The organism is Streptomyces sp. NPDC007872 (genome assembly GCF_042868165.1).
Taxonomy (GTDB): domain Bacteria; phylum Actinomycetota; class Actinomycetes; order Streptomycetales; family Streptomycetaceae; genus Streptomyces.
The window spans coordinates 53,211-79,488 of sequence record NZ_JBIAEA010000001.1 but is presented as its reverse complement, the minus strand read 5'-3'; the positions used below and the strand labels follow the sequence as shown (position 1 = coordinate 79,488).

General features: G+C 76.2%; 7 protein-coding genes. 4 read left to right on the top strand and 3 right to left on the bottom strand.

The features are described 5' to 3' along the window. Positions 1-8: 8 nt before the first annotated feature. The gene (locus ACFYNX_RS00325; protein ID WP_388655956.1) at positions 9-950 is read right to left on the bottom strand and encodes an oxygenase MpaB family protein; all 942 of its coding nucleotides are present in this window, start codon (positions 948-950) and stop codon (positions 9-11) included. Positions 951-1,018: 68 nt separating this feature from the next. Continuing rightward, the gene (locus ACFYNX_RS00320; RefSeq protein WP_388655953.1) at positions 1,019-1,441 is read right to left on the bottom strand and encodes an SsgA family sporulation/cell division regulator; all 423 of its coding nucleotides are present in this window, start codon (positions 1,439-1,441) and stop codon (positions 1,019-1,021) included. 292 nt (positions 1,442-1,733) lie between these two features. On the opposite strand from ACFYNX_RS00320, the gene ACFYNX_RS00315 reads away from it, so the two are divergent. The 4 genes from ACFYNX_RS00315 to ACFYNX_RS00300 all read left to right on the top strand — a co-directional run bounded on the left by ACFYNX_RS00315 (position 1,734) and on the right by ACFYNX_RS00300 (position 25,630). Then, positions 1,734-2,282, top strand: coding sequence for a phosphatase PAP2 family protein (locus tag ACFYNX_RS00315; protein ID WP_365550789.1), 549 nt, complete (start codon positions 1,734-1,736; stop codon positions 2,280-2,282). 600 nt (positions 2,283-2,882) lie between these two features. Continuing rightward, positions 2,883-3,101 (top strand): MbtH family protein, encoded by a 219-nt coding sequence (locus tag ACFYNX_RS00310; RefSeq protein ID WP_388655951.1) that lies wholly within the window; start codon positions 2,883-2,885, stop codon positions 3,099-3,101. Positions 3,102-3,506: 405 nt separating this feature from the next. After that, on the top strand, positions 3,507-18,086 hold the full coding sequence (locus ACFYNX_RS00305) for an amino acid adenylation domain-containing protein (RefSeq protein WP_388655948.1): 14,580 nt from the start codon (positions 3,507-3,509) through the stop codon (positions 18,084-18,086). Further along, on the top strand, positions 18,083-25,630 hold the full coding sequence (locus ACFYNX_RS00300) for an amino acid adenylation domain-containing protein (RefSeq protein ID WP_388655945.1): 7,548 nt from the start codon (positions 18,083-18,085) through the stop codon (positions 25,628-25,630). The genes ACFYNX_RS00305 and ACFYNX_RS00300 overlap by 4 nt, the downstream gene beginning before the upstream one ends. Here ACFYNX_RS00300 and ACFYNX_RS00295 read toward each other — a convergent pair. Then, positions 25,627-26,169 (bottom strand): 2'-5' RNA ligase family protein, encoded by a 543-nt coding sequence (locus tag ACFYNX_RS00295; protein ID WP_388655942.1) that lies wholly within the window; start codon positions 26,167-26,169, stop codon positions 25,627-25,629. The genes ACFYNX_RS00300 and ACFYNX_RS00295 overlap by 4 nt on opposite strands. Positions 26,170-26,278: the final 109 nt, after the last annotated feature.

Below are 26,278 nucleotides of genomic sequence, written 5' to 3'. Positions count from 1 at the left end.
GCGGACCGTCACCCGGGTCCGGTCGGCGCGGTGGGAGTCGGTCCCCGCCCGTGCGGCGTCCCGTCGGGCCGCGTGCGCGGAGGGGAGGGCGGAGGAGGGGCCATCGCCCAGCGGATCCCGCCGGTCGCCAGCCGCCCGCCCGCCCGCGCCGCCGCCCGCACGGGCCGGGGGAGCGGCGGGAGGCCCAACTCCCCGAGGGCCCACGGCGGCAGCAGCTCCACCGCCCCCGCCGCGAGCAGCGCGTACGGCGCGCGGGCCCGGCGGGGGATCGGCGGGTCCCGCAGCAGGAAACGGGCGGCCTCCCGCGCCTCGGGGGTGCCGCCGAGTTCGCTCCGGTACGCCTCCATCCGCCGCGCCAGCCCGGCCAGGGTCCGGGGCGGGTCCTCCGCCCCCAGCTCCTCGGCGATGCGGGCCGCGTCCGCCACGTAGCCGTCGCAGCCCGTACGGGTGAGCGGAGACGCGCCGTAGCGCAGGTGCGCCCGCAGGAAGCTGTGGACCTCCGCCACGTGCACCCAGCCCAGGAGGTGCGGATCGGAGGCCCGGTACGGCCTTCCTCCGGACGTCGTGCCCCGTACTCGTTCGTGGACCGCGCGGACGCGCTCCACCGCGTGCCGCGCGTCGTCGGCCGTGCCGAAGGTCGTGACCGCGAGGAAGGTGCTGGTCCGCTGCAGCCTTCCCCACGGGTCGCCCCGGAAGCCCGAATGGGCGGCCACGGCCGCCATGGCCGACGGGTGCAGCGACTGCAGCAGCAGCGCCGTCAGGCCCCCGACGAACATCGACGCGTCGCCGTGGACCGTGCGGATCGGCCGGTCCGGACCGAACCACCGGGGCCCCGGCGTCCCGTGGACGCGGGCGCGCGTCTGCTCGCCCGAGGGCCCGGCGACACGGCGGAAGAGCTCGCTCCCGAGCCGTTCCCTCAGGTCGTCCACGAAGGGCGGCGACCATTCCACAGGGCCAGTATGCGCCCGGCGCGGTGAAGGCCCCCGGTGCGGCGGGCGGGCGCCCGCCGCACCGGAGGTCAGTCGGCGAGGACGTCGAGGAGCGGCCGCCAGTCGAGGTGGGAGCTCTCGTCCCCGGCGGGCACGACGGTGTACGTCGTGTTCAGCCAGCGCAGCGCGGGGCCGCGTCCCAGGCTGATCAGGGCGGCGTGGGAGGGGGTGCCCAGGCGCAGGACGACCTGGTCGTAGGGGGCGGGCCGGATGTGGACGTCGCCGATGCCGACGGGCCCCTCGGTGCCGGCGAGGAACATGTCGCGGTCCAACTGCCACACCGTGTCGCCCGTCGGGGTGTGCAGGGTGAGCTCGATGACGAAGGGGGAACGGGACCGGTAGCGGACGGTGGTCCCGAGCGGGACGCGGCAGGAGTCGGTGACCAGGAAGGCGGTGGTCTTCCAGGTGATCTCGCGGCAGACGGGGGGGACGGCAGAACCGGGACGGGACACGGAGGCTCCAACTTCGGACGCCGCCCGGGGCGGCGGCGCTTCACAACGCGGTTACCCCGTGAGCCGTGATCACTCCTCGAAAGTGTGCGACTACGGAGGGGGATGTGTCGAGGGATGGTGAGGATCGTCAACCTCTCGTGACGCATGTCCTCCTTACGGGTCTTTGGGCTGTTGTGGGCTACTGGCCACCGGTCCACGGGGCCGCGGGTCCGTCGAGGGCCGACGCGGGAGGCGCGGACGGCGCCGCGGCCCGCACCGTGTGAAACCGCGACCGGCAGGAAAGCCGGTGGGCATGGAACTTCTGACGAGACTGCGCGCCACCGACCACGGCCTGTCCAGACGCATGGCCTCCTGGGACTCCCCGTGGGTCCGCGGCCTCCTGCCCCCATTGGAGGAGGCCGCCCGGCGCACGAAGCTGTGGTGGGCGGCGGCCGCACTCATGTCGGCCGCCGGCGGGCGGCGGGGCCGCGGGGCCGCGGTCGCCGGCGTCACGTGCATGGCGGTCGCCGAACTGCTCTCCAACGGGGTCGTCAAGCAGTGCGTCGAACGGCGCCGGCCGCCGGAGGAGTGGATCCCGCACGACGACGTGGAGGACAGGCCCGACAGCTCCTCCTTCCCCTCCGGGCACACCGCCGCCGCCGTCGCGTTCGCCGGGTCCGTCGCGCTGTCCTGGCCCCCGGCCGGAGCCGCCTGCGCCGTGCCGGCCGCGCTGGTGGCCGTCGAACGGGTCCACAGCGGCGCGCACTACCCCTCCGACGTCGTGGCCGGTGCCGCGGTCGGCCTCGCCGCGGTCGCGCTGGTGCGGTCGGCGCCCCGCCTCCTCGTCCGCGCCGTGGCCTGATACGACCGGGCGGCGCCCCGGCCGGCAGTCCCGGAGTGGCTTCAACCGGCCGACCGGAAGGCGCCGCGATGGCCGGGGGGACCACTTTTTTCGGCGTGAGGTTGCCTCCCGGACGGGGCGCATGCCCGGCGCATGGGAGCGCACCGCGCTTCCGGGGGGCGTAACGGGGAACCGGCGGGGGCGTCGGACGGTCAGCCGGAATGGTGCGGGTGATAAGGAGTCAAGTGGGTGCCAAACGGACTTTCCTTGGCCGGATATCCGGCAAGGGGTGGCTCTTGGCATATGACCCGTGCCCTTTCCGAACTTCCTACTTGATGAATTACTGGAAAGTAACATGAAGGCTCGCATCCTTGGCCGAGGAGGATCCTTTAATCTGACCGGAGTGAGTTCGGTTTTAGGGGGAAGTCTTGGCCGGGGGTGCTCGCCGCCCCGATCCGGAGCGGAGTGGACCGCCGGCCTCCGTGGTCGTGCCGAGACCTCCTTGAAGGGGCGGCGTGCATGCCGCGCCGTTCGGGGGAAATCCCGATCCGGTCGCCCGGTGGAGCCGGGCGAACCGTGCGTGAAAAAGGCTGGAACGAGATATCGAGAACGGGTGGGAACGTGAGCAATCCCTTCGATGACGAGTCGGGGCGCTTCGTCGTGCTGGTGAACGGCGAGGCCCAGTACTCCCTCTGGCCCGCGCACCTCGACGTCCCCGGCGGCTGGGACCGCGAGGGCGTCGAGGGGTCGCGCCAGGAGTGTCTGGAACGGATCGAGAACGTCTGGACCGACATGCGCCCCGCCGGTCTGGTGGCGGCGATGGAGGCCGAAGCGGGTTGACGGATCGACGGGCCGTCGAGGGGGATCCGTGCAGGTCGGACGGCTCCTGAGGTGACCCGGGTGTCAACTTCGTTCGTGTAATGAGCAGTTTCGCTCAGAAGTGATCCCTTGTCGGTCATGTGCGATCGACACGTGCGCGTGGTGTCCCGAAAACCCTCTTCACGAGACGGCGGCGGGGCACCTCGTGACTTCCTTCCCCTCCCGTCCGGTCCGTGCGGTCCGCACGGACCGGACGGGGTGGGCGCGTCCCCGCGCGAGATCCCCACGGCATCCGCGGCGAAGGCCTCGCCATGTCTCCCCGCGTGTCCCGTCACGCGGGAAAAGACCGTTCCCGATCTCGGCTCGCCGAATGCCCGTCCGCCGCTCGACCGTCCCCTGTAAAACCTCACCGAAGGTGTCGTCGGCATGCCTGAATACCCCTCCGTTCCGTCGGACGAATCCGCTCCCGAATACCTCGAACTGACCACGGCCCAGCAAGGTGTGTGGTACGGCCAACTGGTCGACCCGGACAGCCCGAAATACAACATCGGGGAATGCATGGAGATTCGCGGGGGCGTCGACGAGACGTTATTCTCCGCGGCCCTCAACCGGGCGGTCCACCTCTGCGACAGCCTGAACCTCACGTTCACGGCCGACGACGGCTCCGTCCGGCAGCGTGTCGTCCGCCCGCCGGCCGGAACCGACCGGCTGCGCCGGGTCGACCTCACGGGAACCGACGACCCCGCCGCGGCGGCGGAGCGGTACATGGCCGACGACATGGCCACCGTCGACCGCCTCGACGCGCCGACCCACCACTTCGCGCTGCTGCGGCTCGGCCCGCGCCTCCACTACTGGTACGTCCGCTACCACCACATCGCCGTCGACGGCCTCGGCGGCGCGCTCTTCGCCCGGACCGTGGCCGACCTCTACGCGCGTGCGGCAGGCGGCGAGGACCTCGCGGAGGCGGAACCGCCCACCGGACCCCTGCGCGCCCTCGTGGCCGACGAGGCCGCCTACCGCGCCTCCGACCGGCTGGAGGCGGACCGCGCCCACTGGACCGGCAGATTCGCCGACCGCGCCGCGGACGGACCCGGCCCCGAGGACGGCAACCCCCTCCTCAGGAGACGCACGGACCTGGCCCGGCCCGCCGACCGGTCCGCGGACGGCGGCGACCCGGCCCGCCCCGGCGCCGCCGACCTGCACACGGGCGAGACCCTCCCACTGCCCGTGCTCGACGGCCTGAGACGGCTCGCCGCCGGCCACCGCACCACCTGGAGCGCGGTCCTCGTCGCGGCGGTCGCCGCCTACACGGCCCGGGTCACCGGACGCCGGGAGGTCTGCGTCGGTCTCGCCTCCCACGGCCGCCACGGCTCCCTCCGGCACGTGATCGGGATGACCTCCAACGTCCTGCCCCTGAGACTGGCCGTCGACCCCGGCACGACGGTCGGGGAACTCGTCCGGAGCGTCGCCGCCGAGATGCGCGGTGCCCTGCGCCACCGCCGCTTCTCGCGCGAACAACTGGCCCGCGAACTGAACCTGGCCGACGGGGCGGCACGCCTCACGGACCTCGTCGTGAACGTCATGGGGTACGACTACGACCTGGACTTCGGCGGCAGCCCCGCCACCTCCCGGCTGCTGTCCATCGGCCCCGTCGACGACGTGTCCCTGTTCGTCTCCGAACGGGCCGAGGGCACCGGCCCGCTGATCGGCTTCGACACCAACCCCGCGCTCTACCACCCCGACGACGTCCGGCTCCACCAGCAGGCCGTGGTCGGCTTCCTCGCCGCGCTCGCCGACACGGACGCCGGCACACCCGTGCGCGACCTCCCACTGCTCGACGCGCGGGCCGCCGGGAAGCTCCTCGACCACGGGCGCGGCGCGGCCCTGCCGGCCGGGACCACGGCCACCAGCCTGCCCGAGGCGTTCGCCGCGCGCGTCCGCACGGCCCCGGACGCCCCCGCCGTCGTGGACGGCCCCACCACCCTCTCGTACGGCGAACTGGCCGGGCGTGCCACGGCCCTGGCCCGCTCCCTCACCGGCTGGAACCTCCGCGCCGAGGACGGCGTCGGCGTCCTCGTGGGCCGTTCGGCCGCCGTCGTGACCGCCTCGCTCGGCGCGGTGGAGGCGGGCACCGCGTACGTGCCGATGGACGCCGACTGGCCGGCCGAGCGCCTCGACCGCGTCGCCGGGACCGCCCGCGTCCGCGCCCTGGTCGTCGACGAGGAGGCCGCCGGACGCGACTGGGTGAAGGTGGCCGCCACCCGGCTGCCCGTCCTCGTGGTCGACCGCACGGGCACGCTCCTCCGGGGCGGCCCGGAACGGCCCGGCCCGCTGCCGGGAACCCCGCGCGGCGACCGGCTCGCCTACGTCATGTTCACCTCCGGCTCCACCGGCCTGCCCAAGGGCGTCGGCGTCGGCCACGCCGACGTCCTCGCCCTGGCCGCCGACTCCGCCTGGACCGGCACCTGCGACGCGGTCCTGATGCACTCGGCGTACGTCTTCGACGCCTCCACCTTCGAGATATGGGTGCCGCTCCTCAACGGCGGCCGGGTCGTCGTCGCCCCCGCCGGACTCCTGGACGCGCGCCGGCTCAAGGAGGCGACCGCCCGCGACGGCGTGACCGCCCTCTTCCTGACCACGGCCCTCTTCAACGTCGTCGCCGAGACCGACCCGACGGCCTTCGCGGGCCTGCGCCTGGTCGCCGCGGGCGGCGAGGCCGCCGCCCCCGACCTGATGGGACGGACGGCCGCCGCGGCGCCCGGGACCCGCGTCCTGAACGTGTACGGGCCCACCGAGACCACCACGTTCGCCTCCCGCCACCCGGTGGGGCCCGGCGCCCCCGGCGTCCCGCCCATCGGCCGGGCCCTCGACGGCACGCGCCTGTACGTGCTCGACGAATCCCTCCGCCCCGTGCCCCCCGGCGTCGTGGGCGAGCTGTACGTGAGCGGCGCCGGCGTCGCCCGCGGCTACCTGGGCCGGCCCGGCCTCACCGCCACCCGGTTCGTCCCCGACCCGTACGACCCGGACGGCGGCCGGATGTACCGCACCGGAGACCTGGCGCGCTGGACCGCGCACGGGGACGTCGAGTACGCGGGACGGTCCGACGGACAGATCAAACTGCGCGGCTTCCGGATCGAACCGGCCGAGGTCGAGAACGTCCTGCTCGCCCGCCCCGACGTCCGCGCCGCGTGCGTCCTGGTCCGCGAGGACGCCCCGGGCGACCGCCGGCTCGTCGCCTACGTCGTACCGGCCCCCGGCACCCGCCCCAACGGTTCCGGACTCGCCCGTGCCCTCAGCCGCGTCCTGCCCGCGTACACGGTCCCCTCCGTGTTCGTCCTCCTCGACGCGCTGCCGCTGAACGCCAACGGCAAGGTCGACCGGCGGGCCCTGCCCGCGCCCCAGGCCCCCGCCGCCCGGGGGACCGCCCCGCGCACCCCGCAGGAAGAGGTCCTGGCGGGCCTCTTCGCCGACGTCCTCGGCGTGCCCGCCGTCGGCGTCGACGACAACTTCTTCTCCCTCGGCGGCCACTCCCTGCTCGCCACCCGGCTCGTCGCACGGGTGAGGGCCGCGACGGGCGCGGACACCGAACTGCGCGACCTCTTCGAGCACCCCACGGTGGCCTCCCTCGCCACCACCCTCGGCACGACCAGCGAGACCCGGCCCGCCCTCGTCCCCCAGGACCGGCCCGACCCGCTCCCGCCGTCCTTCGCACAGCAGCGGCTGTGGTTCCTCAACCGCGCCGAGGACGCGGGGGACACCTACAACGTGCCGCTCGTCCTCGACCTCGAAGGACCCCTCGACACCGGGGCGCTGCGCGGCGCCCTCGCCGACGTGGTCGCCCGCCACGAGAGCCTGCGGACCGTGCTCGCCGAACACGACGGCGCCGCCCGCCAGATCGTGGCCGACGCGCGCGACGCCGAGGACCTCGTCCCCCTCGCCGTCGAGACGCCCCCGGCGGGCGAACCGGCCGGGGACTGGGCCGAGCGGACGGTACGCCGCCTGACCTCGGAGCCCTTCGACCTCACCACCGACCTCCCCGTGCGCGCCCGGCTGCTCGCCACCGGCCCCGACCGGCACGTCCTGGTCCTCGTGCTCCACCACGTCGCCGCCGACGGCTGGTCCCTGGCCCCGCTCTGCCGGGACCTCGGCTCCGCCTACCGCGCCCGGACCACGGGCACCGCCCCCGACTGGCCCGAACTGCGCGTCCAGTACGCCGACTACACCCTCTGGCAGCGGGAACTGCTCGGTGACGACGTCGACCCGGAGAGCCCGGTGGCACGCCGGCTCGCCTTCTGGCGCGACGCCCTGCGCGGCGCCCCCGACCTCCTCGAACTGCCCCTGGACCGGCCCCGCCCGACGGTCCCGGACCACCGGGGCGGCGCGGTGCCGTTCGACCTGCCCGCCGACGCGTACGCCCGGCTCGGCGCCCTCGCCCGCGACGCGGGCTGCACGCCCTTCATGGTCCTCCAGGCCGCGCTCGCGGTGACGCTCCGCGCGCACGGCGCGGGCACCGACATCCCGCTGGGCACCGCGGTGGCGGGCCGGACCGACGAGGCCCTGGACGAGCTGGTGGGCTTCTTCGTCAACACCGTCGTGCTGCGCACGGACCTCTCGGGCAACCCGACCTTCCGCGAACTGCTGCGCCGGGTGGCCGCGTTCGACCTCGCGGCCTTCGACCGGGCCGACCTGCCCTTCGAGCGGCTGGTCGAGGAGCTCAACCCGGACCGGTCCGGCGGCCACCACCCGCTCTTCCAGACCATGCTGGTGCTCCAGAACCAGCGGACGGCCGCGCTCGACCTGCCCGGCGTCACCGTGCGGGACAGGTCCCGGCACACCGGCATCAGCAAGTTCGACCTGACGTTCTCCCTCGTGGAGGTCCCGGAGACTCCGCAGACCCCGCAGAGACGGGAGACCCCGCAGACCCCGGAGGCCCGGGAGGCCGTACGGCTCGGCGGCCACCTGGAGTACGCCACGGAGCTCTTCGAGCCCGCCACCGCCCGCGCGCTCGCCGACCGGTTCGCCCGCGTCCTCACCCGCGCCGTGGCCGAACCCGACCGCGCCGTCGACGACTTCGACCCGCTCGCCCCGGAGGAGCGCGCGGACCTCCTGGAGCGGGGGCGCGGCGAGCGCCGCCCGCTGCCGGCCCTCACCGTGCCCGAGGCCGTGGGGGAGTGGGCCGCCCGCACCCCGGACGCGCCCGCCGTGCGCGACCCGCGCACCACCCTCACGTACGCCGCGCTGCACGCGCGGGCCGACGCCCTCGCCCGCGTGCTGCGCGAGCGCGGCGCCGGCCGCGGCACCCTGGTGGCGCTCGCGGTCCCGGCCTCGGCGGACACCGTCGTCGCCATGCTGGCCGTGCTGCGGGCCGGAGCCGCCTACGTGCCCGTCGACCCCGAGTACCCCCACGCCCGCATCCGCCGGATCCTGGACGACGCGCGCCCCGTGCTGCTCCTCACCGGGACGGACGTCCCCGCCGACACGCCGACGGGCGGCATACCCCGGCTCTCCCTCGACGACCCGGCCGTACGGGCCGGGGACCCGGCGCCCGGATCCGGGGAAACCGCCGCCCCGCACCCGGCGGACGCCGCCTACGTCATCCACACCTCCGGGTCGACCGGCCGCCCCAAGGGCGTCGTCGTCCCCCACGCGGCCCTCGCCAACCACATGGCCTGGATGGCGCGCCACCTGGACCTCGCCCCGGACGACCGGGTCCTCGCCCGCACCTCCACCAGCTTCGACGCCTCCGTCTGGGAGCTGTGGCTGCCGCTCACGCACGGCGCCCAGGTCTGCGTGGCCCCCACCGGCGCCAACCGCGAACCGCGCGAACTCCTCTCCTGGATGCGCCGGTTCGACGTCACCGTGGCCCAGTTCGTGCCCTCCCACCTCGAACTCGTCCTCGCCGAGGAGGCCGGGACGCCGCCGCCCGCCCTGCGGGCCGTCCTGTGCGGCGGCGAACCCCTCCCGCGCGCCCTCGCCGACGCCGTCGCCGCCCGGTGGCACGCCGAGCCGCACAACCTGTACGGGCCGACCGAGGCGACCATCGACGCCACCGCCCACCGGGTGGACCCGGCGGAGTCCGCCCGCCCGGCCTCCGGCGGATCCGTCCCCATCGGACGGCCCGTCGACGGGACGCGCGCCTACGTCCTCGACGAGCGGCTGCGCCCCGTGCCGCCCGGCGTCACCGGCGAGCTGTACCTCTCCGGCCCCCACCTCGCCCGCGGCTACCTCGACCGCCCGGCCCTCACGGCCGCCGCGTTCGTGGCCGACCCGTTCGACGCCCCCGGCGCCCGCATGTACCGCACCGGCGACCTGGCCCGGTGGAACCGCGACGGGCTGCTCGAACACCTCGGACGCGCCGACGACCAGGTCAAGCTCCGCGGCTTCCGCATTGAACCCGGCGAGGTGACCGCCGCCCTCCTCGACCTGCCCGGCGTCACGGCCGCCTGCGCGGTGGTCCGCGAGGACGCCCCGGGGCGCCGCCGGCTCGTCGCGTACGCCGTCACCGCCGACCCGGCGCCGGGCGCCACCGCCCTGCGGGACGCGCTCGCCGGAACGCTGCCGCACCATCTGGTCCCCGAGGCGGTCGTCGTCCTCGACGCGCTGCCGCTGCTGCCCAACGGCAAGGTGGACCGCGGCGCCCTGCCCGCCCCCGCCGACGACGACCCGGACCGGACGGGGCCGGGCCCGCGCACCCTCCGGGAGGACCTGGTCGCCGGGATCTTCGCCGACGTCCTGGAACGCTCCTCGGTCGGACCCCACGACAGTTTCTTCGACCTCGGCGGACACTCCCTCCTCGCGATGCGCGTCGTCAGCCGCGTCCGCGCCGTGCTCGGCGCCGACCTCGCCGTACGGACCCTCTTCGAACACCCCACGCCCGCCGCCCTCGCGCGGGTCCTGGACCCGGCGGGCCCGGCCCGGCCCGCGGTGACGCCCGTCCGGCGGCGCCCCGACCCCCTGCCGCTGTCCTTCGCGCAGAGCAGGCTGTGGTTCCTCAACCGGCTCGAAGGACCCGGCTCCACCTACAACGTCCCCCTCGTCCTGGAGCTGCGCGGCGCACTGGACGCGGACGCCCTGCGCGCCGCCCTGCTCGACGTGGTGGAGCGCCACGAGGCGCTGCGCACGGTCTTCCCCGAACGGGACGGGGTGCCCCACCAGACGGTGCTGCCCGCCGCCGGCGCCGCCCCCCGGCCGCCCGTCGAGAGCACGGCGCCGACGGACCTGGAGGCGGCCGTCCTCGCCGCCGTGCGCGAACCGTTCGACGTGCTCACCGACCCGCCGCTGCGCGCCCGGTTGCTGCGCGCCGCCCCCGAGCACCACGTCCTGGTCCTGGTCCTCCACCACATCGCGGGCGACGGTTGGTCCCTGGGGCCGCTGACCCGGGACCTCGGCGACGCCTACCGGGCCCGGCTCGCCGGCCGGGCGCCCGAACCGGCGGCCGGGACCCCGATCCAGTACGCCGACTACGCCCTCTGGCAGCACGACCTCCTCCGGGAGGACGGCGACGTCCTGGCGCGGCAGCTCGACCACTGGCACACCGCGCTCGCGGGCCTGCCCGAACTGATCGAGCTGCCCCTCGACCGGCCCCGCCCCGCCGTCGCGGACCCCCGGGGCGCCGTGGTCCCCCTCGACGTGCCGCCCGCCCTGCACGCGGGCCTCCTCGACCTGGCCCGCGCCTCCGGCAGCACCCTCTTCATGGTGCTCCGGGCGGCCGTGGCCGCACTGCTGCGGCAGCACGGCGCGGGCGACGACATCCCGCTCGGCTCGCCCGTCGCGGGCCGCACGGACGAGGCACTGGAGGACCTGGTCGGCTTCTTCGTCAACACGCTGGTCCTGCGCACCGACCTGTCCGGCGACCCGACCTTCCGCGAACTGCTCGGACGCGTCAGGGAGTTCGACCTCGCCGCCCACGCCCACCAGGACGTGCCGTTCGAGCGGCTCGTCGAGAGCCTCAACCCCGTCCGCGCCCGGGACCACCACCCGCTCTTCCAGACCATGCTGGTCCTGCAGAACCAGCGGCCCGTCCGCCCCGACCTGCCCGGCCTCGCCGTCGAGCACCGGCTCGTCCACAACGGACTGAGCAAGTTCGACCTCACCTTCGCCTTCGGCGAGGACGAGGACGGAGACGGGAACGGGGCCGGGAACGGGGCCGGGACGGGGGGCGGTCTGTCCGGCGGCGTCGAGTACGCCACCGCGCTCTTCGACCGCGCCACCGTCGAGGCGCTCGCGGCCCGGCTCCTCCGGCTGCTCGAACAGGTGGTCGCCGACCCGGACCGGCGCCTGTCCGGGTACGACCCGCTCACCCCGGACGAACACCTCCGCGTCACCCGCTGGGGCACCGGCCGCGCCCTCCCCGCCGAGGCCGGGACCGGATCCGGGGCCGCCGACGGCACCCTGCCCGCGCTCTTCGCGCGATGGGCGCGCCGCACCCCCGGCGCGCCGGCCGTCACCGACGGCGCCGCCACCCTCTCCTACGCCGACCTCGACCGCGCCTCCGCCGCCCTCGCCGCCGCCCTCGCCGGGCTCGGCGTCGGACCCGAGGACTCCGTCGGCGTGCTCCTGGGCCGGTCGCCCGCCGTGGTGACGGTCTCCCTCGGAACGGTCCGCGCGGCCGCCGCCTACGTCCCGCTGGACGCGCGCTGGCCCGACGACCGGCTCGACCGGGTCGCCGCCGTGGCGGAGCCCCGCGTCCTGGTCGTCGACGAGGAGAACGCCGCCACCCCCTGGGTGACCGCACGCGCCGGCCGCCTGCCGCTCCTCGTCGTGGACCGGTTCGGACGCGTCCTGCGCGGCGCCCCCGACCGGCCCGGCACCCCGGTGCCCGTACCCGCACCGGCCGCCCTCGCCTACACCATGTTCACCTCCGGCTCCACCGGCCTGCCCAAGGGCGTCGGCGTCAGCCACGCGGACGTCGCCGCCCTCGCGCACGACGCGGCCTGGGCGGACGGCGCCGCCGACGCGGTCCTGATGCACTCCGCGTACGTCTTCGACGCCTCCACCTTCGAGATCTGGACCCCCCTCCTCAACGGCGGCCGGGTCGTCGTGGCACCGGAAGGCCTCCTGGAGGCCCGCACCCTCGACGCCGCCGTCCACGAACACGGGGTGACGGCCGTCTTCCTGACGACCGCCCTGTTCAACGTCGTCGCCGAGACCGACCCGGGCGCCTTCGCCGGCCTCCGGACGGTGTGCGCGGGCGGCGAACTCGCCTCACCCGACGCCATGCAGCGGGTCGCGTCGCTCGCCCCCGACACCCGGGTCCTGCACGTCTACGGACCCACCGAGACCACCACCTTCGCCACCCGGTACGCCGTCGCCGCCGACCTCCCGGCCGGACCGCCGCCCATCGGCCGCCCCCTCGACGGCATGCGCCTGTACGTCCTGGACGACGCCCTCCGCCCGGTCCCGCCGGGCGTGGTGGGCGAGCTGTACCTCGCCGGGCGCGGCGTGGCGCGCGGCTACACCGGGCGCCCCGGCCCGACCGCCACCCGCTTCGTCGCCGACCCCTTCGCGGCCGACGGCGGCCGCATGTACCGCACCGGCGACCTCGTGCGCTGGACCCCGGACGGGCACGTCGCGTACGTCGCCCGCGCCGACGGCCAGGTCAAGCTGCGCGGACACCGCGTCGAAACCGGCGAGATCGAGGGCGTCCTCGCGGGCCTCCCCGAGGTCGCCGACGCCTTCGTCCTGGTCCGCGAGGACGTGCCCGGCGACCGGCGGCTCGTCGCCTACGTCGTACCGGTCGCCGGCGCTCGCCCCGACCCCGGCGCCCTCGCCCGCGAGGTCGGCCGCGTCCTGCCCTCCTACATGGTCCCCGCCGCGATCGTCCCGCTCGACGTCCTCCCGCTCACCCCCAACGGAAAGGTCGACCGCGCCGCCCTCCCGGCGCCCGCCCACGACGCCCCCGCCCGCGGCCGGGCCCCGCGCACCGCCCGCGAGGAGATCGTCTGCGGCCTCTTCGCCGACCTGCTCGGCCTGCGGACCGCGGGCGCCGACGACGACTTCTTCGCCCTCGGCGGCCACTCCCTGCTCGCCACCCGCCTCGCCGCCCGGCTGCGCACCGTGCTCGACGTGGAGATCGAGGTCAGGACCGTCTTCGAGCACCCGACGCCCGCGGCGCTCGCCGCCGCCCTCGACGGCGCGGGAACGGCCAGGGCGCGGCTCGAACGGGTCGCGCACCGGCCCGACCCGATGCCGCTGTCCCCCGCGCAGCGACGCCTGTGGTTCCTCCACCGCTTCGAGGGCCCGAGCGCCACGTACAACGTGCCGCTCGTCCTGCGCCTGGACGGGCCGCTGGACACGGACGCCCTGACCCGCGCCCTCACGGACGTCGTCGAACGGCACGAGAGCCTGCGCACCGTCTTCCCCGACACCGGGGGAGTGCCGGGCCAGCGGGTCCTCGACGCCGCCGGCGCCGACCTCGACCTGACGCCCCGCGACGTCGCACCGGACCTGCTCGACGCGGTCCTGAGCGCCGAGACCGCGTACGCCTTCGACGTGAGCGCCGAACGGCCGGTGCGGGCCCGGATGCTCCGCCTCGGGGACGACTCCCACGTCCTGGTGCTCCTCGTCCACCACATCGCGGGCGACGGCTGGTCCCTCGCCCCCCTCGCCCGCGACCTCGGCACGGCCTACCGCGCCCGCGTCGCGGGGGAGGAGCCGGCCTGGGCCGGACTCCCCGTCCAGTACGCGGACTACACCCTGTGGCAGCGGGAGCTCCTCGGCGACGAGGAGGACCCGTCCGGCACGGCCGCCCGGCAGTTGGAGTTCTGGCGGACCGCGCTCGCCGGACTGCCCGACCTCCTCGACCTGCCGCTCGACCGGCCGCGCCCGGCCGTCGCCACCCACCGGGGCGACGCGTTCGCCTTCCCGGTGGACGCCGCGACGCACCGCGCCCTCGCCGACCTCGCCCGGGCCCGGGGATGCAGCCTCTTCATGGTCCTCCAGGCCGCGCTCGCGGTGCTGCTGCGCGCGCACGGCGCCGGCGAGGACGTCCCGCTGGGCACACCCGTCGCGGGCCGCACCGACGAGGCGCTCGACGACCTGGTCGGCTTCTTCGTCAACACCCTGGTCCTGCGCACCGACCTGTCCGGCGACCCCACCTTCGACGAAGTCCTGGACCGGGTGAGGGAGTTCGACCTCGCGGCCTACGCCCACCAGGACGTGCCCTTCGAACGGCTCGTGGACGCGCTCGACCCCGAGCGGGCCCAGAACCGCCACCCGCTCTTCCAGACCATGCTGGTGCTCCAGAACCAGGCCGGGGCGAGCGTGGACCTGCCGGGCCTCACGGTGACGGAGCAGCCGGTCCGCACCGGCATCAGCAAGTTCGACCTCACGTTCACGTTCACCGAGCGCCGTGACGAGGAGGGCCGCCCGGCCGGACTCGACGGGCACCTGGAGTTCGCCACCGACCTCTTCGCGCCCCCCACCGCGCACGCCCTCGCCGCCCGTCTGACCCGGCTCCTCGGCGCGCTCGCCGCCGCCCCGGACCGGCCCGTCCGTACGGTCGGGGTCCTGACGGCGGACGAGCGGACCGCGCTCGTCCGGAGCGGACACGGCCCCGCCCGGACGGTACGAGCGCGGACCGTGCCCGAGGCGTTCCGCGCCCAGCGCGACCGCACTCCCGGGGCGGTCGCCGTACGGGACGGCGAGCGGAACACCACCTTCGCCGAACTCGACGCGCTCTCCGACGCCCTGGCGCGCCTGCTGCGCGGGCGCGGGGTCGGCCACGGGGACGTGGTGGCGCTCGCGATGCCCGGCACCACCCACCAGGTGGTGGCGATGCTGGCGGTCGCCAAGGCGGGCGCCGCGTGGCTGCCGGTCGACCCGGAGTACCCCGCCGCCCGGCTCGGCTTCGTGGTCGACGACGCCCGGCCCGTCCTGCTCGTGACCACGACGGCGACCCTGAGGACGCTGCCGGACCTGCCGGTGCCGGTCCTCACGGTCGACGGACCGGAGACGGCGGCGGAGCCCGTACCCGAGCCCGTATCCGTACCGGACGCCGCACCGGACCCGCGGGACGCCGTCTACGTCATCCACACCTCCGGATCGACCGGCCGCCCCAAGGGCGTCGTCGTCACCCACGCCGCGCTCACCAACCACATGGCCTGGATGGCCGACCACCTGTCCCTCACCGACGCCGACCGCGTCCTCGCCCGCACCTCGCCCAGCTTCGACGCCTCGGTGTGGGAGACCTGGCTGCCGCTGCTGCACGGCGGCGCCACCTGCCCGGTGCCGCCGGCCCTCAACCACGACCCGGCCGGACTCCTCGCCCGGATGCGCCGGGAAGGCGTGACCGTCGCCCAGTTCGTGCCCTCGCTCCTCTCCCTCGTCCTCGGCGAGACCGGGCGCGAGGAACCCCCGGCCTCCCTCCGGGCCGTCCTGTGCGGCGGCGAGCCCCTGACCGCCTCCCTGGCCGAACGCGCCGGACGGGCCTGGGGCACCGAGGTGCACAACCTGTACGGACCGACCGAGGCGACCGTCGACGCCACCGCCCACCACCACCGGCCCGCCGACGCCACGCCGACCGGCCCGACCGCGTCCGGCCCGACCGCGTCCGACCCGACCGCGTCCGGAACGCGGGACGCGGGCACGGTGCCCCTCGGCCGGCCGATCGACAACACCCGCGCGTACGTCCTCGACGACGCCCTCGCCCCGGTCCCGCCGGGCGTGGTGGGCGAGCTGTACCTGGCCGGCGAGGGCCTGGCGCGCGGCTACCTCGGCCGCCCCGGCCTGACCGCCGAACGGTTCGTCGCCGACCCGTTCGGGCCCCCCGGAACGCGCATGTACCGCACGGGCGACCTCGTCCGCCGCGACGCGGACGGCCTCCTCGCCTACGTGTCCCGCGCCGACGACCAGGTCAAGCTGCACGGCCTGCGCATCGAGCCCGGCGAGATCGAGGCCGCCCTCACCGCGCTCGACGGCGTCGCCGCCGCCTCCGTGCTCGTCCGCGAGGACCGGCCCGGCGAGCAGCGCCTCGTCGCCTACGCCGTCCCCGCGCCCGGCGGCCCCGGGATCCCCGACGCCCGCGCCCTGCGGGAACGCCTCGCCGCGTCCCTCCCGCCGTACATGATCCCCGCCGACTTCGTCCCCCTGGACGCGCTGCCGCTGCTGCCCAACGGCAAGACGGACCGGCGCGCCCTCCCGGCCCCCGCCCGGCCCGCCGCCGGGACCGGACGGCAGGACGGCGGCAAGCCGCGCACCGCGCGGGAACGGATCCTGTGCGACGTGTTCGCCACGGTGCTGCGCGTGCCCGAAGTGCGCACCGACGACGACTTCTTCGCCCTGGGCGGCGACAGCATCCTCTCCATCCAACTGGTCAGCCGGATCCGCGAGAACCGGCTCGGCGTCACCCCCCGGGACGTCTTCCTGCACCGCACGCCCGAGGCGATCGCGGCCGCCGCCGAGGAGCTCGACGAACGCACCCCGGCACCGGCCGACGACGGTGTGGGCACCATGCCGCTCACCCCCATCGCCGCCTGGTTCCTGGACCGGCCGGGCCCCACGGACGGCTACAACCAGTCCGCCGTGCTGCGCACCCCCGCGGGCGCCGACGAGGAACGCCTGGTCGCCGCGCTCCAGCTCCTCGTCGACCACCACGACATGCTGCGGGCACGGGTCGTCCGCACCGCCGGCGGCGAACCGGCCCTGGAGACCCTGCCCCGGGGGACCGTACCGGTCCGCCCCCGCCTCACCCGGATCGACGTCACCGGGCGGAACGCGGACGAGGTCCGCTCCGCCCTCGCCGAAGCGGGCGAGCACGCCAGACGGCGGCTGCGGCCCGCGCACGGCGAGGTGTTCGGGGCGGTGTGGTGCGACGCCGGGCCGGACGCCCGCGGACGGCTCCTGCTCGTCGTGCACCACTTGGCGGTCGACGCGGTGTCCTGGCGCGTGCTCGCCGAGGACCTGGCGACCGCCTGGCGCGCGGTGACCGCCACCACCGACCCGGTACGCACGTCCACCGGGACCGACCCCGTACCGGCCCCGGACGCCCCCGTCCTCCCGCCCGTCACCACCTCCTACCGGTCCTGGGCGCGCCTCCTCGCCGCCCAGGCCGAGGAAGGCGCCCGGGCGTCCGAACTCCCGCTGTGGGAGACGGTGGCGCGCGCCTCCGACCCGCCGCTCGCCGACCGGCCCCTCGACCCCGCGCGGGACACGGCGGGCCGGACCCGGACCCTGACCACCCACCCGGCGGCCCCCCGCACCGCGGCCCTGCTCACCACCGCCCCGGCCGCCTTCCACGCGGGCGTGGACGACGTCCTGCTCGCCGCGCTCGCCCTCGCCGTCCGCTCCTGGCGGGCACGGCGCGCCGACCGGACCGGGGCGCCGCGCCCGGAGGGCACCGGCGTCCTGATCGACCTGGAGAGCCACGGCCGCGAGCAGATCGCCGCACACCTCGACCTGTCCCGCACGGTCGGCTGGTTCACCAGTCTCCACCCCGTCCTGCTCGACCCCGGCCCCCTCGACCCGCGCGACCCCGCCCGCTTCGACGCCGGCCTCGTGGACCGGGCCGTCAAGCGCGTCAAGGAACAGCTCCGGGCCGTGCCGGACCACGGCATCGGCCACGGCGTGCTCCACCGCCTCGACCCCGGGGCGCGGGCCCGCCGCGACGGCGCGGCCGAACCCCAGATCGGCTTCAACTACCTCGGCCGGTACGCCGCGCAGGACCCGGCGGGCGACGGGGACGCCGACTGGCAGGTGGTGCTCGACGGCGGCGGCCCGGCCGCCCAGGACCGGGACATGCCCGTCCACCACGTCCTGGACATCAACGCCCACACCGAGGACCGGCCCGGCGGACCGCGCCTCGTGACGCGCTGGACCTGGCCCGCCGGCCTGCTCGACGAGGAGGACGTGGCGGCCCTCGCCGACGCCTTCGACAGGGCCCTGACGGCGATCGCCGAACACGCCGAACGGCCCGACGCGGGCGGCTGGACGCCGTCCGACCTTCCCCTGGTCTCCCTCGACCAGAACCAGCTCGACCGACTGAAGAACAAGTGGGGTGGCCGCAAGTGACCGGGTTCCAGCTCGAAGACGTCCTGCCGCTGACGCCGTTGCAGGCGGGCATGCTCTTCCACGCCCTGTACGACTCCGACGCCGTCGACGTCTATACCGCGCAGTTCGCCTTCACCCTCGAAGGCGCCGTCGACACGGCCGTGCTGCGCGCCGCCGTCGGCACGCTCCTGCGCCGGCACGCCAACCTTCGCGTGGGCTTCCTCCACGAGGACCTCGACGAACCGGTGCAGGCCGTGGCCGCCGACGTCCCCGTGCCCCTGGAGGAGCACGACCTCACGACGCCGGACGACGGACGGACGGTCGAGGAGCGGGTCCGCGCCTTCCTCGCCGCCGACCGCACCCGGCGCTTCGACCTCACCACCCCGCCGCTGATGCGTTTCGCCCTGCTGCGCACCGCCCCCGGCCACCACCGCCTGGTGATGACGAGCCACCACATCCTGCTCGACGGCTGGTCGATGCCGATCCTGGTGCGCGAGCTGTTCGAGCTGTACGCCCACCGGGGCGACGACCTCACCCTGCCCCGCGTCACCCCCTACCGCACCTACCTCGCCTGGCTGGCCGGGCAGGACGGGGCCGCCGCCCTCGACACCTGGCGCACCGCCCTGGCGGGCATCGAGGCGCCGACGCTGCTCGCCGGGCGCGGCGCCACGGAGGCGGCGCGTCCGGACGAACTGCCCGAGACCCTGGTCCTCGAACTCGACGCGGTGACCAGCGAGCGGTTACGGGCGACCGCCCGCGCCCACCGGCTCACCCTCAACACCCTCGTCCAGGGCGCCTGGGGCCTGCTGCTCTCCCGGCTCACCGGCCGCGACGACGTCCTCTTCGGCACGACCGTCTCCGGCCGCCCGCCGGAGCTGCCCGGCGTCGAGTCGATGATCGGCCTCTTCATCAACACCGTGCCGGTGCGCCTGTCCCTGCGCCCCGGCGAGACCCTCGCCGAACTCCTCACCCGACTCCAGGACGAACAGGGCCGGCTGCTCGGCAGCCAGCACGTGGGCCTGACCGAGATACGCGCGACGACCGGCCTCGACACCCTCTTCGACACCCTGGCCGTGTTCGAGAACTACCCGCTCGACGAGGAGACCCTGCGCACCGCCCGGCAGGGGCTCCCCGGCCTCGCCGTCACCGGGTTCGAGGGCACGGACGCCGCGCACTACCCCCTCACCCTCACCATCGCCCCCGGCACCGCCCTGCGCATCACGTTCGGCTTCCGCCCCAGCGCCCTGGACCGCGAGGAGACGGCCCGCACGGTCGCCCGCATGCGCGTCCTCCTGACCGCGCTGGCCGACGGCCTCGACCGCCGGGCCGACACCGTGTCCGTCCTGCTCGACGGCGAGCGCGAGACGCTGCTCGCCCGGGGCGAGGGCACCGCCCTCCCGGCCGCCGCCCTCGCCCCGGGCCTCCCGGACGCCGTCGCCCGGCACGCCGCCGCCCACCCGGACGCGGTCGCGGTCACCGGAGCCAGCGAACGGCTCACGTACGGGGAGCTGTGCGCCCTCGCCGACGACCTGGCCGGGACCCTGACGGGGCTCGGCGCGACCGCCGAGGAGGGCGTCGGCCTCCTCGTCGGCCGCTCGGCCGCCCAGGTCACCGCGCCGCTCGGCGTCCTGCGCGCGGGCGCCTCCTACGTCCCCCTGGACCCCCGCTGGCCCGAGGACCGGCTCTCCCGGGTGACCGGGGCCGCCGCCCCCCGCCTCCTGGTCGTCGACGAAGGGAACCGCACCCACCCCTGGGTGCGCTCGCTCGGCCCCGGGACGCGGATCGTGACCGTGGACGCCGCCGGCCGCGTACGGGACGGCCGCCCCGCCGCCCCCGGCCCGCTGCCCGCCGCCCCCGGCGGCGCCCGGCTCGCCTACACCATGTTCACCTCCGGCTCCACCGGCCTGCCCAAGGCCGTCGGCGTCACCCACGCCGACGTCGCCGCGCTCGCGGCCGAACGGACCTGGGGCGACGGCGCGACCGACGCGGTCCTGCTGCACTCGGCCTACGTCTTCGACGCCGCCACCTTCGAGATCTGGGTGCCGCTGCTGCGCGGCGGCCGGATCGTGGTGGCGCCGGACGGCGTGCTCCAGCCCGAGCGGCTCAGAGAACTCGTCGCCCGCCACGGCGTCACCGCGGCCTTCCTCACCACCGCCCTGTTCAACGTCTTCGCCGAGACCGACCCCGGCGCCCTCGGCCTGCTCCGCCTCGCCGCAGCCGGCGGGGAGGCCGCCGCCCCCGGAGTGCTCCAGCGGCTCGCCGCCGCCCACCCCGGCACCCGCTTCTTCAACGCCTACGGCCCCACCGAGGCCACCACCTTCGCCCTCCTGCACCAGGTCGCCGCCGACGGGGACCCGGACGGCGTGCCGCCCGTCGGACGGCCCCTCGACGGGGTGCGCGCCCTCGTCCTGGACGCCTCGCTGAGCCCCGTGCCGGACGGCGCCGAGGGCGAGCTGTACCTGGCGGGCCCGGGAGTGGCCCGCGGCTACCTCGGGCAGCCGGGGCAGACGGCCGCCCGGTTCGTCGCCGACCCCTCGGACCCCGCGGGCGGCCGCATGTACCGCACCGGCGACCTGGTCCGCCGCACCCCCGGTGGAGACGTCGTCCACGTGGGCCGCGCCGACCAGCAGGTCAAACTGCGCGGCCACCGCATCGAGCCGGGCGAGATCGAGGCCGCCCTGCGCGCCCACCCCTCGGTGCGCGCCGCGTGCGTCGTCGTCCGCGAGGACCGGCCCGGCGACCGCGTCCTGACCGCCTACGTCGTCCCGGTCCCCGGCCGCACGCCCGACCCGGCCGCCCTGATCGCGCACGTGGGCGGCCGCCTGCCCGCCTACATGGTCCCCTCGGCCGTGCAGACCCTGGACGCGCTGCCGCTGACGGCCAACGGCAAGCTCGACCGGGCGGCCCTGCCGGCGCCCGCCGCCGCCCCGGCCACCGCCGGGCGGGCCCCGCGCGGCGCCCGCGAGGAGATCCTCGCGGGGCTCTTCGCCGACGTGCTCGGCCTGCCGGAGGTCGCCGCCGACGACAACTTCTTCGCGCTGGGCGGCCACTCGCTGCTCGCGACCCTGCTCGTGGGCCGGATCCGCACCGCGCTCGACGCCGAGACCGAGATCCGCACCCTCTTCGAACACCCCACCGTCGCCTCGCTCGCCGCCGCCCTGGAGGACGCCGGACGCCCGGCCCGCCCGCCCCTGACGGCCCGGCCGCGACCCGACGCGCTGCCCCTGTCGTACGCCCAGCGGCGGCTGTGGTTCCTCCACCGGCTCGACGGCCCCTCGGCCACGTACAACATCCCCTTCGCCGTACGCCTCGACGGCGCGCTCGACGCGGACGCCCTGCGCCTGGCCCTCCACGACGTCGTCGCCCGCCACGCCCCCCTGCGCACCGTCTTCCCCGAGCGGGGAGGGCATCCGGTGCAGCACGTCCTCGCGCCCGAGGAGGCCCGGCCGGTGCTCCCCGTCGACTCCGTCGACGAGGACAAGGGCGCGGACCGGATCGCCGGGGCCGTGGCCGAACCCATCGACGTCGAACGCGAACTCCCGCTGCGGGCCACCCTGCTGCGGCTCGCGGACGAGTCCCACGTCCTCGTCCTCGTCATCCACCACATCGCCGCCGACGGCTCCTCCCTGGCCCCCCTCGTCCGCGACCTGGGCACCGCCTACCGCGCCCGCCTCGGGGGAGCGGCCCCGGCCTGGACCCCGCCGCCCGTCGACTACGCCGACTACACGCTGTGGCAGCGGGAACTCCTCGGCGACGAGACGGACCCCGACAGCCCGGTCTCGCGCCAACTCGCCTTCTGGCGGGACGCCCTGGCCGGACTGCCCGCCTGCGTCGAACTGCCCCGGGACCGCCCGCGTCCCTCCGCGCCCCGGCACGAGGGCGCCACCCACCACTTCGCCGTCGACGACGCCACGGCCGGGCGGATCGCCGCACTCGCCCGCGAGAACGGGTGCAGCGTCTTCATGGTGCTCCGGGCGGCCCTCGCCCTCCTGCTCTCCCGGCACGGCGCCGGCGAGGACGTCCCCCTGGGCACGGCCGTCGCCGGGCGCACCGACGAGGCGACCGCCGACCTGGTCGGCTTCTTCGTGAACACGCTCGTGCTGCGCACCGACCTGAGCGGCGACCCGACCTTCCGCGAACTCCTGCACCGCGTCAAGGAGTTCGACCTGGCCGCCCACGCCCACCAGGACGTCCCCTTCGAACGGCTGGTGGAACTCCTCAACCCGGCCCGCGCCCAGCACCACCCGCTGTTCCAGACGATGCTGGTGCTCCAGAACCACACCCCCGCCGACCCCGTCGACCTCCCCGGCCTCACCGTCCACGGCGTGCCGGCCGACCTCGGCGCCAGCAAGTTCGACCTCTCCTTCACCTTCGTGGAGACGCCCGGCGGCGCGGACGCGCCCGGCGGCATGCGGGCCTCCGTCGACTACGCGACCGAACTCTTCGACGCGGACACCGTGCGCGGCCTGGCCGACCGGCTCGTCCGCCTGCTCGGCACCGTCACCGAGGACCCGGGCCTGCCCCTGCACGCCTACGACGTCCTCGGCGACGCCGAGAACGCCCGCCTCGCCCGGTGGGGGACCGGACCGACCCGGGACCTGCCGGAGGAGACCTTCCCCGCCCTCTTCGCCCACCGGGTACGGCAGACCCCCGACGCCCCGGCCGTCCGCGACGCGCACACCACCCTGACCTACCGCGAACTCGACGCGCGCGCCGACGCCCTCGCCCGGCGGCTCGCCGCCCGGGGCATCGGCCCGGAGGACCGGGTGGCCGTGGCCCTGCCCCGCGACGCCGGCCTGGTGGTCGCCCTGCTCGGCGTGCTCAGGGCCGGAGCGGCCTACCTGCCCCTCGACACCGACTACCCGGCCGCCCGCCTGGCCCACATGCTCGACGACGCGGCCCCCCGCCTGCTGCTCACCACCCCCGAACTGCACCGGCGCCTCCCGGACACCCCGGTCGCCCCCCTCTACCCCGGAGACGACGCGCCGGCCGTGGACCCGTCCGCCCCGCTGCCCCTCCCGGACGCGGCGCACCCGGCGTACGTCATCTACACCTCCGGCTCCACCGGCCGCCCCAAGGGCGTGGTCGTCACCCACCGGGGCGTCGGGGCGATGGCCGCGACCCAGCGGGAACGGCTCCGGCTCACCCCGGACAGTCGCGTCCTGCACCTGGCGTCGGTGAGCTTCGACGCCGCCTTCTGGGAGCTGTGCATGGCCCTGCTCTCCGGGGCCTGCCTGGAGATCGACGCACGCGAGGCCCTGCTGCCCGGACCGGCCCTCGCCGCCCGGGTGCGCGACCACGGCGTCACCCACCTGACGCTCCCGCCGGCCGCCCTCGCGGTCATGCCGCCGGACTCGCTCCCCGCAGGGACCACGATCGTCCTGGCCGGCGAGGCCTGCCCGCCCGCCCTCGCCCGCACCTGGGCGCGCGGACGGCACCTCGTCAACGCCTACGGCCCCACCGAGACCACCGTCTGCGCCACCATGAGCGGCTTCCAGCACGCGGACGGACCGCTCGCCCCGGACCGCACGGTGTCGATCGGCGCACCCGTCGACGGCACCCGGGTCCGCGTCCTCGACGACCGGCTCGCCCCCGTACCGCCCGGCGTGGTGGGGGAGCTGTACGTCTCCGGCGAGGGCCTGGCCCGCGGCTACCACGACCGGCCGGGGCTCACCGCCTCCCGGTTCGTGGCCGACCCGTTCGACCGGACGGGCGGCCGCATGTACCGCACCGGCGACCTGGCCCGGTGGAACCACCAGGGACAACTCGAATACGCCGGACGCGTGGACGACCAGGTCAAGCTGCGCGGCTTCCGCATCGAGCTCGGCGAGGTCGAGGCGGCGCTCACCGCGCTGCCCGGCGTCGCCGCCGCCTGCGCCGTCGTACGGGAGGACCGGCCCGGCGACCGCCGCCTGGTCGCCTACACCGTGCCCGCCGAAGGGGCGGCGGCCCTCGACACGGCGGAGGTACGGGCCCGCCTCGCGGACGCCCTGCCGGACCACATGGTCCCCTCCGCCCACGTGGTCCTCGGCACGCTGCCCGTCACCCCCAACGGAAAGACCGACCGCAAGGCCCTGCCGGCGCCCGGGGAACCGACCGCCGGCGGACGCGCACCGCGCACGGACCGGGAACGGGCGCTGTGCGAGGTGTTCGCGGAGACGCTCGGACTGCCCCGGATCGGCGTCACGGACGACTTCTTCGACCACGGCGGACACTCCCTGCTCGCCGTCACCCTGGCCCAGCGGATCGAGGAGCGGTGCGGCCGGCGCCCGTCGCTGCGCGCCCTGTTCGCCGCCCCGACGGTCGAGGGCGTCGCCCGCCTCCTGGACGACACCGAGGACGCCGCCGCCCCGAGGCCGGTCGACTGGGCGGCGGAGGTCCGGCTGCCCGAGGACGTCACCGGCGCCGGACGGACGCCCGCCCCGGCGGACCCGGGACGGCGACGCCCCTCCCGCCCCTCGCCCCGGCCCTTCCTGACGGGCGCCTCCGGCTTCCTCGGCGCGTTCCTGCTGCGCGACCTGATCGAGACGACCGGCGGCCCGGTCGACTGCCTGGTCCGGGCGGACGGCGAGGAGGACGGCGCGCACCGGCTGCGGGAGAACCTGCGGCGCTACGGCCTCTGGCGCGACCGCTACCGGGACCTGATCCACCCCGTGCCCGGCGACCTCGCCGCCCCGGGCCTCGGCCTCTCCCCGGAGGCCCGCACCGCGCTCGTCCGCCGGCTCGGCCCGGTGCTGCACAACGGCGCCCGGGTCAACTTCGCGGCCGGCTACCGCGACCTGCGCGCCGCGAACGTCGCCGGGACCGGGGAACTGCTGCGGCTGCTCGCCGACTCCGGCTCGCCCGGCATGCACTACGTGTCCACCACGAGCGTCCACGCCCCGTCGCCCGGCCCCGTGACGGTCACGGAGACGACGCCGACCGGCCCGCCCGAGGGCCTGCCCGACGGCTACGCGCAGAGCAAGTGGGTCGCGGAGGGCCTGATCGGCCTGGCGCGCGAACGGGGCCTCCCCGTCACCGTCCACCGGCCCGGCCGCATCAGCGGCGACACCGCCACCGGCGCCTGCCAGGACCGCGACCTGCTGTGGCAGCTCATCAAGGGCTGCCTCCAGGCGAAGGCGGTCCCCGACCTGCCGCACGGGTCGACGGGCTGGGTGCCCGTGGACTACGTCAGCGCGGCGGTGGTGGCGCTCGCCTCGGCGGGCCGCGACGGCACGGAGACCTTCCAGCTCACCCATCCGGACGCCCCGGACCTGGAGCGGGTGTTCGCCGCCGCCGAGAAGCTCGGTTACGAGCTGCGCAGGGTGTCCACCGAGGAGTGGCGGGCGCGCGTCGCGGCCCGCCCCGACAACGCCGCCCAACTGTTCCTCGGCGAGGACGGGAACGGGGGCGGCGGCGCCGGGGGAGCGGTGGACGCCGACGGGCGCCGCTTCGACTCCCGCCGCACGGCCGGGGCCGCGGCGGAACTCGGCGTACGGCCACCGGCCCTGACGGAGGAGGTCCTCGTGCGCTACCTGGCCTACTTCCGGGGCACGGGCTTCCTGCCGGCCCCGGACGCCCCCTAGGGGACGAGGCGTTCCACCGTACGGGTGACCGAGTCGTAGCTCCGGGCGGAGGTCCACGCCCCGGCCGGGACACCTGCCGACGGGCCGGCGGACGGGGAGAGCACCTCGTCCGCCGGCCCGTCCCAGGAGGCCTCGCGCCCGCGGCCGAGCGTGATGTGGGGGACCCAGCGGGCCGGATCGAGGAGGGGGTTCGCCCTCTCGCTCTCCGGCGCTTCGCGCAGGGTCCGCCACACCGCCTCGTGCAACCGGAGCAGGGCGTCGTCGGGCCGCACGGCCCACGCCAGGACGTGGACCCGGCCGGAGAACCGTACGAGCCCGTCGAGGCGCAGCGGGACGGGCAGCGCCTCCGCCAGCAGGCGGAGCAACCGGGCGCGCACCTCCGGCGGGAGGCCGTCGGCCGAGGCGAGGGTGAGGTGGGGCCGGTTCGTCGGATGGCGGTGCCCGGCCTGGCTGGGCAGGCCGGCGTCCGCCAGACGCCGCCACGCGTCCCGGACGGCCCGCTCGGTCGCCGGGTCGGGCAGCAGTTCCACGCTGTGCACACGGGCAGCCTACGGCCGCGCGCCGCGTGCGGGAGAGCGGCGGCGGTGTGACGATGGTGGCCCCGGACGGCGGCGACCGGCAGGTGAGGTGGCCGCCGCTCCACCGGTC